Here is a 14784-nt window from a genome sequence, read left to right as displayed (position 1 = left end):
GGACGATGAGCCAGGAAACCGAGCACCACACGCCGCTGGGTGCGACGGGCTGGATGCTGTGGCGCGAATGCGCGCTGCGCAGCACGGGGTTCCCGGCCGAGTGGTTCGCCGAGCTGTGCGACGCCGAGCTGGCCGCCGCGGCGGACCACCTGGACGAGCGTGCTCAGGCCACCCAGGAGCAGTGGGAGAAGGTCTGGGCCGCCGCCACCGACCGCCTGACGGCCGTCATGCGCCGGGCGTCCACCGATCCCCTGTTCCGCGAGGCGGTGGCCTGGCAGAACCCGCAGGTTGTCCGGGTCTGCCTGGACAAGGTGGCCGCCGGTGAGCCGCGCTCGAACCGCGAGAGCCGCCGCCACGAGCTCACCATCACGACGTACTTGCAGCGCTACTCCCTCAAGAACGACACCGTCGGCTTCTTCGGCCCGCTCGGCTGGGCCCGGATCGGCGCGGACGACACCGGCCTGGACATGACTCCAGGACAAGGGTTGCTGTCCCGGCGCACCGCCTACTTCGAGGGCTGGGCGATCGACGCCGTGGCGGAGACGATCGCGGCGCGTCCCGAGGTGTGGCCCTGGCTGCGTCCCAAGACGGACGCGGCGGCGACGCTCACCGGAGGGGTGTTGCGGCTGCCGTTCCGTAAGCCGGTCCCGCTGCGGGCCGCCGAGCTGCGTGTCCTCGGACGCTGCGACGGCCGCCACACCGTGCGCGACCTCGCGGGCGACCCGCCGGATCCGGCGATCGTCGCCATCCTGCTACGGCTGTGCGAGCTCGGCGCGGTGCGCGTCGACCTGAACGGCACGCTGGTCACCTGGCCCGAGCGGGAGCTGGCCCAGCGCATCGACCTGATCGCCGACACCGCGGTACGCGCCCGCGCCCGGACCTCGCTGGATGAGCTGGTCAGCGCGCGTGACGCCGTGTCGGCCACGGCGGGGGACGCGGAGCGGCTCATGGCGGCGCAGGCGGAGCTGGCCGAGACGTTCGAGCGGATCACCGGCCGACAGGCCACCCGCCGCTCCGGTGGCGTGTACGCCGGCCGTACCCTCGTCTATGAGGACACCGTCCGCGACCTCGACGTCCGGCTGGGACGGAGGGTGACCGACGCGCTGGCCGCGCCGCTCGGGCTGATGTTGGACAGCGCGAGGTGGCTGACCAACACCGTCGCCGAGCGCTACGAGGGCAGGGCGCGCGAGTCGTTCGACCGCGAGACGGCCCGCACGGGCTCTGCCACGATGCCCCTGCTGCAACTGCTGACCTCGGTCATGCCGGAGCTGGGCAAGCTCACGCTGGCGCCGGGGTCGGAGATCGTGGACGAGGTCGTGGAGGAGTTCCGGCGGCGCTGGCGGCGGGTGATCGAGCTGCCGCTGGACGAGTTCGGCTCGACGCGGGAGCTCCGGTTCACCGCCGGCGAGCTCGCCGGCCGGGTGGCCGTGGAGTTCACCACAGGCGTGCCGCGCTGGAGCGCCGCGCACTGGTCGTCGCCGGACCTCATGCTCCTCGCCGCCGACGAGGACGCGCTGGCCCGCGGCGACGTGGACTTCGTGCTCGGCGAGCTGCACTGCTCGGCCAACACGCTGGAGAACAAGGTCTTCGTCAACCAGCACCCGGACCCGCGCCGCTTGCACGAGGCCGCCGTCGCCAGCGGCCTGGACGAGCGCGTCGTGATCGTCCCGCGCGCCGACTCGCCGCTGGCCACCACGCGGATGTCGCGGGCCGACGAGGTGATGCTGTCCAGCTACACCTACCTGTGCCTCGGCGCTGAGTCGTTCGAGCCGCCACCGGAGTCTCCGCTGGTCTCCGTGCTGGACCTGGTGGTGGAGCGGCGCGGGGACGACCTCATTGTGCGGCATCGCTCCGGACACGGCCGCGAGCACACGTTCACGGAGGCCGCGGGTGACCTGTTCAGCTCGCTGGTCGTCGACGCGTTCAAGCCGTTCGGCGGCGCGGCGCACCGCCCGCGCATCACCATCGACCGCCTGGTCGTCAGCCGCGAGGCGTGGACGTTCCCGGCCGCCGACGTGGCCTGGGCCTTCGTCAAGGACGAGCGGCGGCGTTACGTGCAGGCCCGACGCTGGCGCGCTCAGCGCGGCCTGCCGGAACGCGGCTTCGTCCGGGTCCCGACCGAGCGCAAGCCGATCGCCGTGGACTTCAGAAGTCTGTCGCTGGTGAACCTGCTCGGCAAGTCCATCCGCCGCAGCGCCGAGTCCGGGCCCGGCTCGGTCACGATCACGGAGATGCTGCCGGACATCGACCGCCTCTGGCTGCGCGACGCCTGCGGCGTCCGTTACACCGCCGAGCTGCGCATCGTCGCGATGAAGCGCTCTTAGGGGTACGGCAGGGCCGCCCGGTCGACCTTGCCGGTGGTGGACAGCGGAATCGCCGGCAGGGTCTCGTACCGGGCGGGCACCATGGAGGCGGGCAACACCATCCCGCACTCGTCCCGCACCAGCTTGGCGTCATAGCCGTCGCCTGCCACTACATAGGCGACCAGGAGATCCCCAAGCGCGCGATCGTCGACCAACCGCACCACCGCATCCCGGACCCCCGTGCACCCGCGCAACACCGTCTCGATCTCGCCGAGCTCGACGCGCAGCCCGCGAAGCTTCACCTGCCGGTCGGCCCGCCCGAGGTACTGCAACTCGCCGTCACCTGTACGGCGGGCCAGATCCCCCGACCGGTACCAGCGCACGCCGTCCGCGACGACGAACCGCTCAGCCGTCAGATCGTCACGGCCCAGGTACCCCACGCCGACCCCGCCGCCGGACACCCACATCTCGCCGGCTCCGCCGTCCGGCACCGCCACGCCGCACTCGTCGCGGAGCACGACGTCCAGATGCGGGAGCGGCCGGCCGATCGGCGAGCGGTCGGGGCCCCGCAACGCCGCCTGGTCGAGCTCCTTGAAGGTGACGTGCACGGTGGTCTCGGTGATCCCGTACATGTTGACCACGACCGGCCTGCCGTCCTCGGGCAGCGCGTCCAGGAAGGCGGCGGTGACGTCCAGGTCCACGGCGTCCCCGCCGAAGATCACATAGCGCAGCGGGAGCGGCGGCCGTCCCGCGTCGGCGTGCGTCTCCACCAGCACGCGGAACACCGGCGGCACCTGGTTGAGCACGCTCACCCCCTCCCGGATCAGCAATTCCAGGAACTCCACCGGGTCCACGGAGGTCTCGGCGTCCACGATCACCAGGGTTGCGCCCGTGGCCAGCGCCCCCCACAACTCCCACACCGAGAAGTCGAAGTTGATCGAGTGGAACAGTGTCCACCGGTCGTCGGCTCCGACGTCGAACAGCGGCAGTGCGCCCTCGAGCAGGCTCAGCACGTTCGCGTGGGTGAGCATGCACCCCTTCGGCCGCCCGGTGGAGCCGGAGGTGTAGATCACGTAGGCGAGGTCGCCGGGGGTCAGCGCGGGCAGCTCGTCCGCCGGAGCCGGGTCGTGACCCCAGACCGGCACATCGCCGCCCACCGTGTACCGGATCCCGCATTCGTCCACCATGAGCCGCAGCCGCTCGGCCGGGTACTGCGGATCGAGCGGCACATACGCCGCGCCCGCCAGCATGATCCCGAGCACCGCCACCGGAACCTCGGCAGACCGGCTCACCCGCAGCCCCACCAGCTCCCCGCGCCGCACACCCCGGCGCAGGAGCTCGGCGGCGAGCCCCCGGGCCGCCGCGTCCAGCTCTGCGTAGGTCAGGCGCTCCTCACCGCAGACAACCGCGATCCGGTACGGCTGCCGCGCGCACACCTCCGCGAACAACGCGGGAAGCGAGTCGTTCACAGGAGCACCCCGTCACCCGTCACCAGCTCCTCCACCGACATCTCCGGCCGCGCGACGACCGCGCGCAGCAGCGTGAGGTAGCGATCCAGCATCCCGCGCACGGTCGCCGCGTCGAACAGGTCCGTGCTGTACTCCAGCAACACCGTGATCGTCTCCTCACGCGGCCCGGAGCCCGCGTCCTGGAAGCGGTACTCGGCATGCGGGATGATCACCGCGTTCAGGTCGAACTTGGCCGAGCGGTTGTGCGCGTTCAGCACCTCCAAGCGCACGCCGGGCAACCGCAGCGTCGGCATCGGCGTGTCGAGGAAGCTGAACATCACCTGGAACAACGGCGTGTGGCTCAGGCTCCGGGCCGGTCGCAGGTGCTGGACGAGCTTCTCGAACGGCATGTCCTGGTGCGCGTACGCCTCCAGGCAGGTGTCACGGACCCGCTCCAGCAGCTCGGGGAACGCCGGGTCCCCGGACAGGTCCACCCGCAGCAGAACGGTGTTGATCATCATGCCGAGCAGGTTCTCCAGCTCGGTCCGCTGCCGGTTGGCGATACCGCTGCCGATGACGATGTCCTGCTGGCGGCTGTCGCCGTACAACAGCATCGCGAACACCGCGAACATGGTCATGAACAGGGTGGCGTCGCGGTCCCGCCCGAGCTCGCGCAGTTGCCGCGCGAGGCCGTCCTCAATGATCAGGACCTCCTCGCCGCCGCGCAACGTCGGCTCGGCGGGCCTGGGGCGGTCGGTGGTGAGTTGCAGCAGGGGCGGCGCGCCGTCGAGCCGGCGGCGCCAGAAGTCCAGCAGAGTCGTCAGCCGCTCGCCCGCGATCGCGCGGCGCTGCCAGAGCGCGAAGTCGGCGTACTGGATGGACAGCTCGGGCAGGCGTGGCTCGCGGCAGGTGGCGTGCGCCTCGTACAGCTCCAGGAAGTCGCGCAGGAACACCCCTTGCGCCCACCCGTCGTGGATCATGTGGTGCTCCACGACGACCAGCACGTACTCCTCGGCCGCCAGCCGGACCAGGAACACGCGAAGCAGAGGGCCCTCCGCCAGGTCGAACGGCTCCTGTCCTGCGGCCAGGATGTAGTCGCGGATCCAGGCGTCGCGCTCGTGCTCGGGCAGCCCGGTCTGGTCGAGCGTGGTCACCGGGATGCCGCGTGGCTCGTGCACGTGCTGCACCGGCTCGCCGTCGAAGTCGGGGAAGGTCGTGCGGAGGATCTCGTGCCGGACCTCCAGGTCGGCCAGCGCCCGGGTGACCGTCTCCAGGTTCACCTTGCCGTACAGGCGCAGCGCCCGGGGGACGTTGTAATTGGTGCTGTCCGGCTCGACCTGCTGCAGGAACCAGATGCGTTCCTGGACGAACGACAGGGGCAGCGGCTGGTCCCGCCGGGCGTGCGGCACAGGACCGGACCGGGTGGGTGCGGCACCGGGAAGGCGGGCCGCGAGGGCGGCGAGCGTGGGCGACTCGAAGACCGCGCGCAACGGCAGGTCAAGCCCGAGGGTGTCGGCCACGCGGGCCAGCACCTTGGTGGCTTGCAGCGAGTGGCCGCCGAGCGCGAAGAAGTCGTCGTGCCGCCCCACCTCCGATACTCCCAGCACATCGCGCCAGATCTCCGCCAGCACGCACTCCTCCGGCGTCCGCGGCGGCTCGGCTGGGCCCTCTCGCACGGGAGCCGGGTCGGCCATGGGCAGCCCGGCGTAGTCGATCTTGCCGTTGACGGTCCGGGGGAGCGCGGCCAAGGGGACGTAGTGGGCCGGGACCATGTACCCGGGGAGGACGGCACGGAGAGACGCGCGGAGTTCCTCGGCGGGCAGGGCAGGCGTGACGTACGCGATCAGGTGGTCTCGCAGGGCCACCGCCGCGTCGGCGACGCCGGGCAGGCGGCGCAGCGCCGACTCGATCTCGCCGAGCTCGACGCGGTAGCCGTTCAGCTTGATCTGGCGGTCGGCGCGGGCCACGAACGCCAGCGAGCCGTCAGGCAGGTGCCTGACCAGGTCGCCCGTCCGATACAGCCGCCCGCCCGCGGCGCCGAACGGGTCGGCCACGAACCTCTCCGCCGTCAGCCCCGGCCGATTGAGATAGCCATGGGCCAGCCCGATGCCACCCAGATACAGCTCACCCACCACTCCAGCCCGCACCGGCCGGCACGCCTCATCGAGCACGTAGGCGCGGGTGTTCGCGATCGGGCGGCCGATGGGGGCTGCGGCGCCCGTCAGCTCGCCGGACGTGGCCACGATCGTGGCCTCCGTGGGCCCGTAGGTGTTGACCAGCCGCACCCGGTCGCCGGCCCGCTCGTGCCAGGCCGCGACCCGGTCCGGCAGCGCGCGCTCGCCGCCGATGATGACGAGCCTCAGGGTTTCCGGCAGTACGGCTTCGCCCTCCTCCAGCGCTCCCACCAGGTCGTGCCAGAACGCGGTCGGCAGGTTGAGCACGGTCACCGCCTCCACCGCGCAGGCGCGCAGGAACCCGGCCGGGTCGGCCAGCATGCGGTCCGTGCGCAAGACCAGGCAGGCGCCTTGGGCCAGGGCGGGGTAGATCTCCTCGGCGCTGGCGTCGAACCCGATGGAGGCGAACTGGAGGATCCGGTCGGCTGGGCTGATGCCGTACATCTCGGCGGCGTGCAGCGTGTGGTTGGTCAGGGCCGCGTGCGGGACCGCCACCCCCTTCGGTGTCCCCGTCGAGCCCGAGGTATAGATCACGTATGCCGTGTCGGAGGGCTTCACCCGTGGCGGCGTCGCCGGCTGCTGCCGGATCTCCGGCCGGTCCGCGTCGAGCAGGATCACCGGAGCTCCTGGCAGCTTGTCTCTCAGGGCATGCTCGCTCAGCACGACCTTCACGGAGGCGTCGGCGAAGGCGGTGGCGACCCGCTCCGGGGGGTTGAGGGGATCGAGCGGGACATAGGTCGCACCCGCCTTGACGACCGCGAGCAGCGCCTCGACCATGGCCGGGCCTTTGTCTAGATATATCCCCACCCATGCGCCCGGGCTGACCTTCCTCTCGTCGAGCAGGTGCGCGAGCTGGTTGGCGCGCTCGTCCAGCTCCCGATAGGAGACCCGCTCGCCGCCCGCCACGACGGCCATCGCGTCCGGCGTCCGGGCGGCCTGCCCTTCAAACAGCTCCGCCACGGTCGCGCTCGTGTCCACGGCACGATCCGTGGCGTTCCACTCCCGCAGGACCCGCACGCGCTCGGCCCCCGTCGCGGGCAGCAGTGTGCCGAGCCGGGTCCCCGGATCGCCGGCGGCGGCCTCCAGCAGCGCCAGGAAGGCCTCCGCGAACCGCTCCGCTCCCGGGCCGTCGAACACGCTGGTCCGATATCGGAGCAGGCCGTGGACTTCGCCGTCGATCTCGGACAGCGACACCTCCACGTCGAACGCGCTCTCCCGGGGTTCGACCGGCAGCGACTCGGCCACCAGACCGCCGCCGAACGGTCTGCGCACCCCCGCGTGGCCGAGCAGAACCGCGGGGAAGCGCGCCAGGTCGGCGGCGTTCGGCTGGTTGAACACGAACATCGTCTGGAACAACCCACGGCGCGCGTGCCGCTCGACCAGGAGCGCGCTGGGCAGGTCCTGGTGCTCGATCGCGCCGATGACCTGGCTTCTGGTCTGCTCCAGCAGGTGCCGGAAGGTGAGCCGTCCGTCGGCGCGGCTTCTGATCGGCACCGGGTTCATGAGGTAGCCGACGATCTCCGCGAAACCCGGTCTGGTGCGGGCGGCTACCGGCGTGCCGACCACGATGTCGTCCTGGCCCGTCAGCCGGTGCAGCAGGGCCTGGTAACCGGCGAGCAGCAGCACGTTCAGCGTGACGCCTTCTGCCGCCGCGCATCGCTTCAGCCTGCCGATAAGCGCGTCGTCCATCGTGAAATGCCGGGCTTGACCGCGACCCGACGCGTTGTCCGCGTTCCACGACGCGAGCTCCACCGGAGGAGCGCCTTCGCCGATCTGCTGTTCCCAGTAGCGATCCAGCTCACCTCCGGTCGGGCCGGAGAGCAGCGCGTCCTGCCACGCGAGCACGTCCGTGACGTCCGCGCGGGGCGGTGCGAGCTCGGCGGGCGGGCCGCCCGTCCGTTCCGTGTACAGCGCCGCGAGCTCACGGCCGAGGATCATCGTCGACCAGAAGTCCGTCACGATGTGGTGCGCCGTCACCAGGACCACGTGCTCGTCGCTCGCGCGCCGGTACAGGCACAGTCGCACGAGCGGACCGGAGGCGAGGTCGAACGGCCGATGGGCGTCCTCGGCCAGCCGCGCCCGCAGCGCCTCGTCGTCAAGCCCGTCCACCCCGACGTGCTCGAAGGCTCCCGGCAGGTTCGGCAGGGTCACCTGTACGGGCTCGCCGTCCCTGCTGGTGAAGGCCGCCCGCAGCGCGTCGTGCCGGGACACGAGCGCGTCGAAGGCCGCCCGCAGCGCGAGCGGGTCGAGCGGGCCGCTCAGCCGGAAAGCCGCCACCGTGGTGTGCGCGGTGCTCTCCGGCGCCAGCCGCTGCAGGAACCACAGGGTGCGCTGGCCGGACGTGAGCCGTGTCGTCGTCTCGGGTGCCGCAGGTGCCGTGGTGTGCGGGTCTGGTACGGCCTCGCCGGCCGCGGACGCGGTGATCCGGGTAGCGACCTCGGACAGCGTGGCGCCGCTGAGGATGTCGGCGAGAGGCAGGCACAACCCCAGCTCGGTCTCGACTTCCTGCCGAAGTTGCTGCGCGCCCAGCGAGTCCAGCCCGGCGGCCAGCAGCGGCAGGTCCGGCGTCAGGTCGTCGGCAGGCACGGCACAGAGGGCGGCGAGCCGGGCACGCAGGTAGTCCTGGACGGCCCCTGCACGCCGGTCTCCGGGCATGGCGAGCAGCGCCTCCCGGGTCAGACCGACGGCAGACCCGTCCATCGCGTCGAGGTCGCTTTCGCTTCTGCCCATCTCGGGCAGGTCGCCTGCCAGCAGTCGCTGACGGCAGGCGTCACGCCGTACCTTGCCGCTGGTGGTCTTGGGAAGAGCGCCGGCTGGGATGAGCACGACCAGGCCGACGCTCACCCCGTGCTCCTCCGCGACCCGCTGGCGGATCGAGCGGGCGACGGCGGCGACGTCCACGTCACCGGCGTCCCTGGCAAGCTCGTGCACCAGAGCCAGCCGGTCCTCGATGAGGAAGGCGGCGCCCCCGCCGGGACGCACGGCGGCGTGGGCCCGCTCGGCGGTGGCCTCGAGGTCCTGAGGGTAGTGGTTGCGGCCCCGGATGATGATCAGATCCTTGATCCGGCCGGTGACCACGAGCTCGCCGTCGCGCAGGAAACCGAGGTCGCCGCTCCGAAGGTAGCCGGAACCAGAGGGGAGCCGTGCCTGGAAGACCTCGCGGCTCAGGTCGGGACGGCCCCAGTAGCCTCCTGCCACGCTGGGGCCCCGTACCCAGATCTCGCCGGCCTGACCGGGCGGGCAGGGACGGCAGGTGTCAGGGTTGACGATCTCGACGCTTTGGTCGGGTGCGCTTCGGCCGCTGCTGACCTGGTCGTCAACGGAGGAGGCGAAGGCGCCGGTGACGATGAGCGTGGCCTCGGCAAGGCCGTAACAGGGGAAGAAGGACTCCTTGGAGAAACCGGCCGGTGCGAAGGTGTCGGCGAAGCGTTCGAGGGTGGCGCGGCGGATGGGTTCGGCGCCGTTGAAGGCGACTCGCCATGAGCTGAGGTCCAGGCCGGCCCGTTCGCTCGCCGTGGTTTTGCGCACGCACAGGTCGTAGGCGAAGTTGGGGCCGCCGCTGACCGTCACGCCCACCCGCGACAGCGTCTCCAGCCAGCTCAGCGGCCGCCGCAGGAAGTCGAGGGGAGACATGAGCCAGACGGTGAAGCCCGCGTAGAGCGGCTGGAGGAGACCGCCGATCAGGCCCATGTCATGGTAGGGAGGCAGCCAGCTCAAGCCGCGGCTGTCCGCGGTGGTGCCGAAGAACTCGTGGATGAGCCGGGAGTTGTGCAGCAGGTTGCCGTGGGAGAGGATCACGCCTTTGGGCTCGGCCGTGGAGCCGGAGGTGTACTGCAGCACGGCGGTGGAGGAGGCGGTCGCCTCGGGCGGCCGCCATTCAGCGGCGTCCGAGGCAGGTGCGTCGGTGGCGATCCAGGCCATCTGCCCGCGCAGGCTGTCGGCCAGGGGCAGCAGCGGCGTGACGGTGAGCGCCGCGCGAGGATCGGCGTCCGTAACGGTGGCGAGCAGGCGCGGCAGCGTGCGGTCCAGCCGGAGGGGGTCGGGAGGGAACGTGGGGACGGCGACCACACCGGCGTACAAGCAGCCGAAGAACGCCGAGAGGAAGTCCGCGCCGGGCGGGTAGAGCAGCAGCGCCCGATCGCCCTCGGCCAATCCCGCCCGCCGCAGCCGGACCGCGATCGCGCGGGCCCGGAGGTCCAGCTCGCCGTAGGTGAGGGGGGTTTCGGCGCCGTCATCGGCGAGAAAGACGTGACCGACCCGCTCGGGCTGGCGGGTGGCCCGCCACCGGAGCAGCCGCGCCAGCGTCTCCACTTCGGCGACCGTGCGAACGTTGGGGAAGTTTCCTCTGGTCACGGGCCCTGTCACCTCCGCGGCGCGGGTTCAGTAGATGATGCGGTTGTCTGCAGCCGGCCGCCATGCGCGAGAGCCGCGGAGGTTGCGGGTGATGTTGAGGCGTTTGAGCCAGCGGTCGGACCCGTCGTAGCGGGGACGGAAGGACTTGCGTCCGTGCACGGCCCGGTAGTTGTCGATGAACACGCAGTCGCCGGGACTCAGGCTGACGTCCTTCATGTTGGCTTCGATCTGGCCGCACAACCCCCGGAATGCGCGCAGCGACGCCTCAGACCAGCCCTCGGTCTTCATGTGGTACGGGTCGAGCGCCATGTACGGCTGCGCGCGGTCGCCGAACAGGACGGGCCGCTTGACCGGATGGTCGTTCCAGGACTGGATGAGCGCGAAGCTCCTGGCCCGCAGCCGGTCGATGGTCGGGTCGCCGGTGGACTGGGTGGCGCTCTGCGGCTGGTGCGAGTTGTCGGGCATCTGCGTGAACTCGGCGGCGAACAACGTCTCGATGTCGATGGCCGGCCAGTCGAGGTCGGCGGCGTCGCAGACCATGGTCTCGACGGCGTCGGGGTTCTTCAGGCACATGAGCGCCACGTAGTCGCCCCGGCAGGGGTGGAAGGCGTCCTCGGTGTGCCAGGACAGGTGCTGCAGGCTGTTGGAGCCGATCTCGTAGTGCTCGTGGCCCTTGATGGGGAGCACGTCATGCATGATCCGGCCGTCCTGCTGGGTGGCCCAGCCGAACACGTCGCCGAGCACGGAGGCGCACAGGAGGAAGAACACCTCCTGAGGGAAGGCCGGGGAGTCGTACTGGCTGTCGCGCCAGTGCTCGGGGGTGGGCCCGAGCTGCGCCTCGTCGACGTCGAGCCCGGAGATCACGCACAGGGCCGAGGGCTCCCCGATCCGGTACTCCTCCAGAAACTCCAGCACGTGGACCGGCAAGGACCGGGCGAGCACCGGCGCCCGGCGGATCAGCTCGGGGTTCTCGATCGTGTCGTAGGCCTTGGCGATCTCGGCGACCATCGGGGACAGCTCCGCGTTGTCCTCCGGTGTCAGCGTCAAACGGTGCACCGCGGTTCCCTTCCATGTCGGTGACATTCCGGAGTGTAGGAGCCATCCGCGTCCCGCATGGGTCCCCGTTAGAGGGGACATCCGGGGGAGCACCGTCCTCGTTAGCTTTGCTGGTGGAGCGTAAGGAGAGGACTTCATGAACCCGTTCGATGACCCCGATGGCGGCTTCATGGTGCTCGTCAACGACGAGGACCAGCACTCGCTGTGGCCGGCGGCGCTGGACGTCCCTGCCGGGTGGCGGGTCGTGCACGGCGAGGACACGCGACAGGCGTGCCTGGACTACATCGAGGCCAACTGGACGGACCTGCGTCCGCGCAGCGCCCGTCGCGAGCACCTCGCGAGCACCGCCCACGAGTAGGAGTGGCGATGACCGACGCAGGAGCACCGCGGTGCATCCACGACATGGTGGCCGAGCAGGTCGCACGCACGCCTGACCGGATCGCGGTCAGTATCCGCGGCCGCACCCTGACCTTCCGCCGGCTCGACGAGGCCGCGGAAGCTCTGGCGTCGCGCCTGCGAGCGGCCGGGGTCGGTGGCGGGTCGGTGGTCGCGGTGGTCCTGGGCCGCACGCCTGAGCTCATCGTCACCTTGTACGCGATCCTCAAGGCGGGCGGCGCCTACCTCTATCTCGACCCGGCGGAGCCGTCCCGCCAGCGGGAGCGGATCGTGTGCGACGCGCGGGCCCGGTTCGCCGTCGTCGGCTCGCGCTTTGGTGAGCAGGTGCCGGACGTGAAGCACATCCTCTTCGTCGGGCCCGAGATGACCGAGGCGAGCGCACCTGAGCCGGCCGAACCGGCGCGGCCGCTTCACCCCGACACCCCCGCCTACGTCTGCTACACCTCGGGCTCCACCGGCGAGCCCAAGGGCGTGGTCGTCCCCCACCGCGCGATCTGGCGGCTGATCGACACCCCCGACTGGATCGACGTCCGCGACGACGACGTCTTCCTGCAACTGACCCGGGTCGGCTTCGACGTCTCCACCTTCGAGATCTGGATGCCGCTGGTGAAGGGGTGCAGGCTGGCGCTGGCGCCGACCGGGCACGCCGACCTCGAAGAGATCGTGGCGACGCTCCGCGACGAAGGCGTCAGCGTGTTGTGGCTGACCACCGGCCTGTTCCACAAGATCGTCACCCATCACCTCGACGGGCTGTACGGCATCCGCCACCTCCTGGCCGGAGGCGACGTGCTATCTCCCGCGCACGTCCAGCGGGTGATGGCCGCCTACCCGGATCTGATCTTCACCAACGGCTACGGCCCGACGGAGAACACCACGTTCAGCACGTGCTGGACCACCCGCGGCAGCGGCAACGCGACGCGCGTGCCGATCGGCGTGCCCATCGACGGCAGCACGGGCAGGGTCCTGGACGAACGGCTGAACGAGGTCCCCAACGGGGACGTCGGCGAGTTGTGGGTCGGCGGCGACGGCGTCGCCACCGGCTACCTCAACCGGCCCGGCGCGACGGCCGAGCGCTTCGTCGCCGACCCTGACCCGTCCAGGCCGCCGGGCAGCCGCATGTACCGCACAGGCGACCTGTCGCGCTGGACCGAAGACGGCGTGCTGGACTTCCTCGGCCGCTCCGACCGGCAGGTCAAGATCCGCGGCTACCGGGTCGAGCTGAGCACGGTGGAGATGGAACTGCTCAGCCAGCCGGGCGTCGAGCAGGCCGCCGTCCTCACCCGCACCAACGGGGCCGGTGACACCCGACTGATCGCCTACGTGGCCGTGGGCGCCATGGATCCGGCCGAGTGGACCACTTTCGGTTCGGCGCTGCGGGAGAAACTCCTCGCGACCGTCGCCGCCCACCTGGTGCCGTGGGCGGTGATCGTGGTGAACGACATCCCGCTCAATCCGAACGGCAAGGTGAACCGCTCGGCGCTGCCCACCGAGAAGATCCCCCGCAACGTCTGGAACGACTACGTCGAGCCGAGCCGCCCGGTCGAGCGCCGCCTGGCCGAGATCTGGAGCGACGCGCTGGACGTCGAGCCGATCGGGGTGGACGACAACTTCTTCGACCTGGGCGGGCACTCGCTGCTCGCCGCCGAACTGCTGTCCGCGCTCCAGGCCGAGTTCGACGTCAACCTGCCGGCCCGCATCCTCTACCTGCGGCCGACGATCGCCGCCCTCGCCGAGGAACTGCTCCTGAGGCAGCAGGCCGGCACGACCAGGAAGGAGAGCGCGGATGCAGGGACCCAGTAGCGCCGGCGAGCAGGTCGCGCCCGGCTGCCCCGTCAGCACCGCCGCGCGAGGGCTTGCCGACCCGATGCTTTACGCCGATCTCGACTTCCGCTTCCGCGAGAAGTGGACGGACCTGCGGAACCAGGACCATCTGGAGTGGGAGCAGATCGACGAGCGGAACGGGTTCTGGTCGGTGGTGAAATACCGCGACGCCGACCGGGTGCTCCGCGACGCTCAGACGTTCACCTCCGAACGCGGCACACTGCTGAACATCCTCGGCGTCGAGGACCCGGCGGGCGGCAGGCAGATCGCCGCGACTGACCCGCCCCGGCACACGATCATGCGGGCCCGCCTGCAGAAGGCGCTGGCCATCAAGTCCATCGAGGCGCAGCAGGACCTGATTCGCGACCTGGTCCTGGAGTCGATCTCCCCGCTCGCCGACGGTGGCCCCTTCGACTTCGCCGAGGCCATGCTGGCCCTGCCGGTCGCGGTGGGCGGCGAGTCCATGGGCCTCCCGCGGGCCGACTGGCCCTGGCTCGGCCACCTGCTCAACGCCTCGATCGCCGCTGAGGATCCGGAGTATCGGGTGCCCGGGGGTGCGCAGGCCACCCTGGACCAGGCGCATCGCGAGTTGTTCGCCTACTTCCAAGACATCTACAAGGAGCGCCGCCGCAACCTCGGCGACGACCTCATCAGCATCCTGATCACCACTGAGGTCGACGGGCGGACCATGTCGCCCGGCGAGGTCATGTCCAACTGCTACAGCGTGCTGCTGGGCGCCGTGGTCACCACCCCGCACTCGCCGAACTACATGATGAGCGAGCACATCAGCGACGGCCTGCTGGACCGGTGGGCGGCCGATCTGAGCGTCACCCCCACCGCGGTCGAGGAGGGCCTGCGCCTGGGCTCCCCGGTCAGCCACTTCATGAGGTACGCCGTCCACGACACCGAGGTGCGCGGCACCAAGATCAAGGCCGGTCAGGCGGTGGTCACCTGGCTCGGCGCGGCCAACCGCGACCCGGAGGTCTTCCCGGACGCCGAGACGTTCGACCTGCGCCGCAAGCCCAACAAGCACGTCGCCTTCGGGATCGGCCCGCATTACTGCGTCGGCCACACCGTTGCCCGGGTCACCTTGCGCATCCTGTTCAACGAGCTGCTGTCGCGCTTCACCGCCTTCGAGCCGGCCGGCGAGCCCGTCCGCCTGCACTCCAACTTCATCTCCGGCTACAAGCACCTGCCGATCACCGCTAAGACGGTCTGACTCCCGGAGGGGCC

General features: G+C 70.9%; 7 protein-coding genes. 4 read left to right on the top strand and 3 right to left on the bottom strand.

All coding sequences use genetic code 11. The features are described from left to right. Positions 1 to 5: 5 nt before the first annotated feature. The gene (locus tag OHA25_RS40090; RefSeq protein WP_327582120.1) at positions 6 to 2324 is read left to right on the top strand and encodes a lantibiotic dehydratase; all 2319 of its coding nucleotides are present in this window, start codon (positions 6 to 8) and stop codon (positions 2322 to 2324) included. Here OHA25_RS40090 and OHA25_RS40085 read toward each other — a convergent pair. The 3 genes from OHA25_RS40085 to vioC are packed head-to-tail and all read right to left on the bottom strand — an operon-like array spanning position 2321 to position 11334. Beyond that, entirely contained in the window at positions 2321 to 3772 is a 1452-nt protein-coding gene (locus OHA25_RS40085) for an amino acid adenylation domain-containing protein (RefSeq protein WP_327582119.1), read from the bottom strand. The two genes, OHA25_RS40090 and OHA25_RS40085, sit on opposite strands and share 4 nt — an antisense overlap. Next, positions 3769 to 10278: a non-ribosomal peptide synthetase gene (locus tag OHA25_RS40080; RefSeq protein WP_327582118.1), complete on the bottom strand. Its 6510-nt coding sequence runs from the start codon at positions 10276 to 10278 to the stop codon at positions 3769 to 3771. The genes OHA25_RS40085 and OHA25_RS40080 overlap by 4 nt, the downstream gene beginning before the upstream one ends. Positions 10279 to 10305: 27 nt before the next feature. Then, on the bottom strand, positions 10306 to 11334 hold the full coding sequence (vioC, locus tag OHA25_RS40075; RefSeq protein WP_327582117.1) for an arginine beta-hydroxylase, Fe(II)/alpha-ketoglutarate-dependent: 1029 nt from the start codon (positions 11332 to 11334) through the stop codon (positions 10306 to 10308). Between the two features lie 136 nt (positions 11335 to 11470). Between vioC and OHA25_RS40070 the strand changes: the two genes are divergently transcribed. The 3 genes from OHA25_RS40070 to OHA25_RS40060 are packed head-to-tail and all read left to right on the top strand — an operon-like array spanning position 11471 to position 14770. Further along, positions 11471 to 11692, top strand: a complete 222-nt coding sequence (locus OHA25_RS40070) for an MbtH family protein (protein WP_327582116.1) — start codon at positions 11471 to 11473, stop codon at positions 11690 to 11692. 8 nt (positions 11693 to 11700) lie between these two features. Beyond that, entirely contained in the window at positions 11701 to 13530 is a 1830-nt protein-coding gene (locus OHA25_RS40065) for a non-ribosomal peptide synthetase (protein ID WP_327582115.1), read from the top strand. Continuing rightward, positions 13514 to 14770, top strand: a complete 1257-nt coding sequence (locus OHA25_RS40060) for a cytochrome P450 (RefSeq protein WP_327582114.1) — start codon at positions 13514 to 13516, stop codon at positions 14768 to 14770. Before OHA25_RS40065 ends, OHA25_RS40060 begins: the two co-directional genes overlap by 17 nt. Positions 14771 to 14784 lie beyond the last annotated feature (14 nt).

It is taken from the genome of Nonomuraea sp. NBC_00507 (assembly GCF_036013525.1).
In the GTDB taxonomy this organism is placed as follows: domain Bacteria; phylum Actinomycetota; class Actinomycetes; order Streptosporangiales; family Streptosporangiaceae; genus Nonomuraea.
This window is presented reverse-complemented; position numbering and strand designations above follow the sequence as displayed.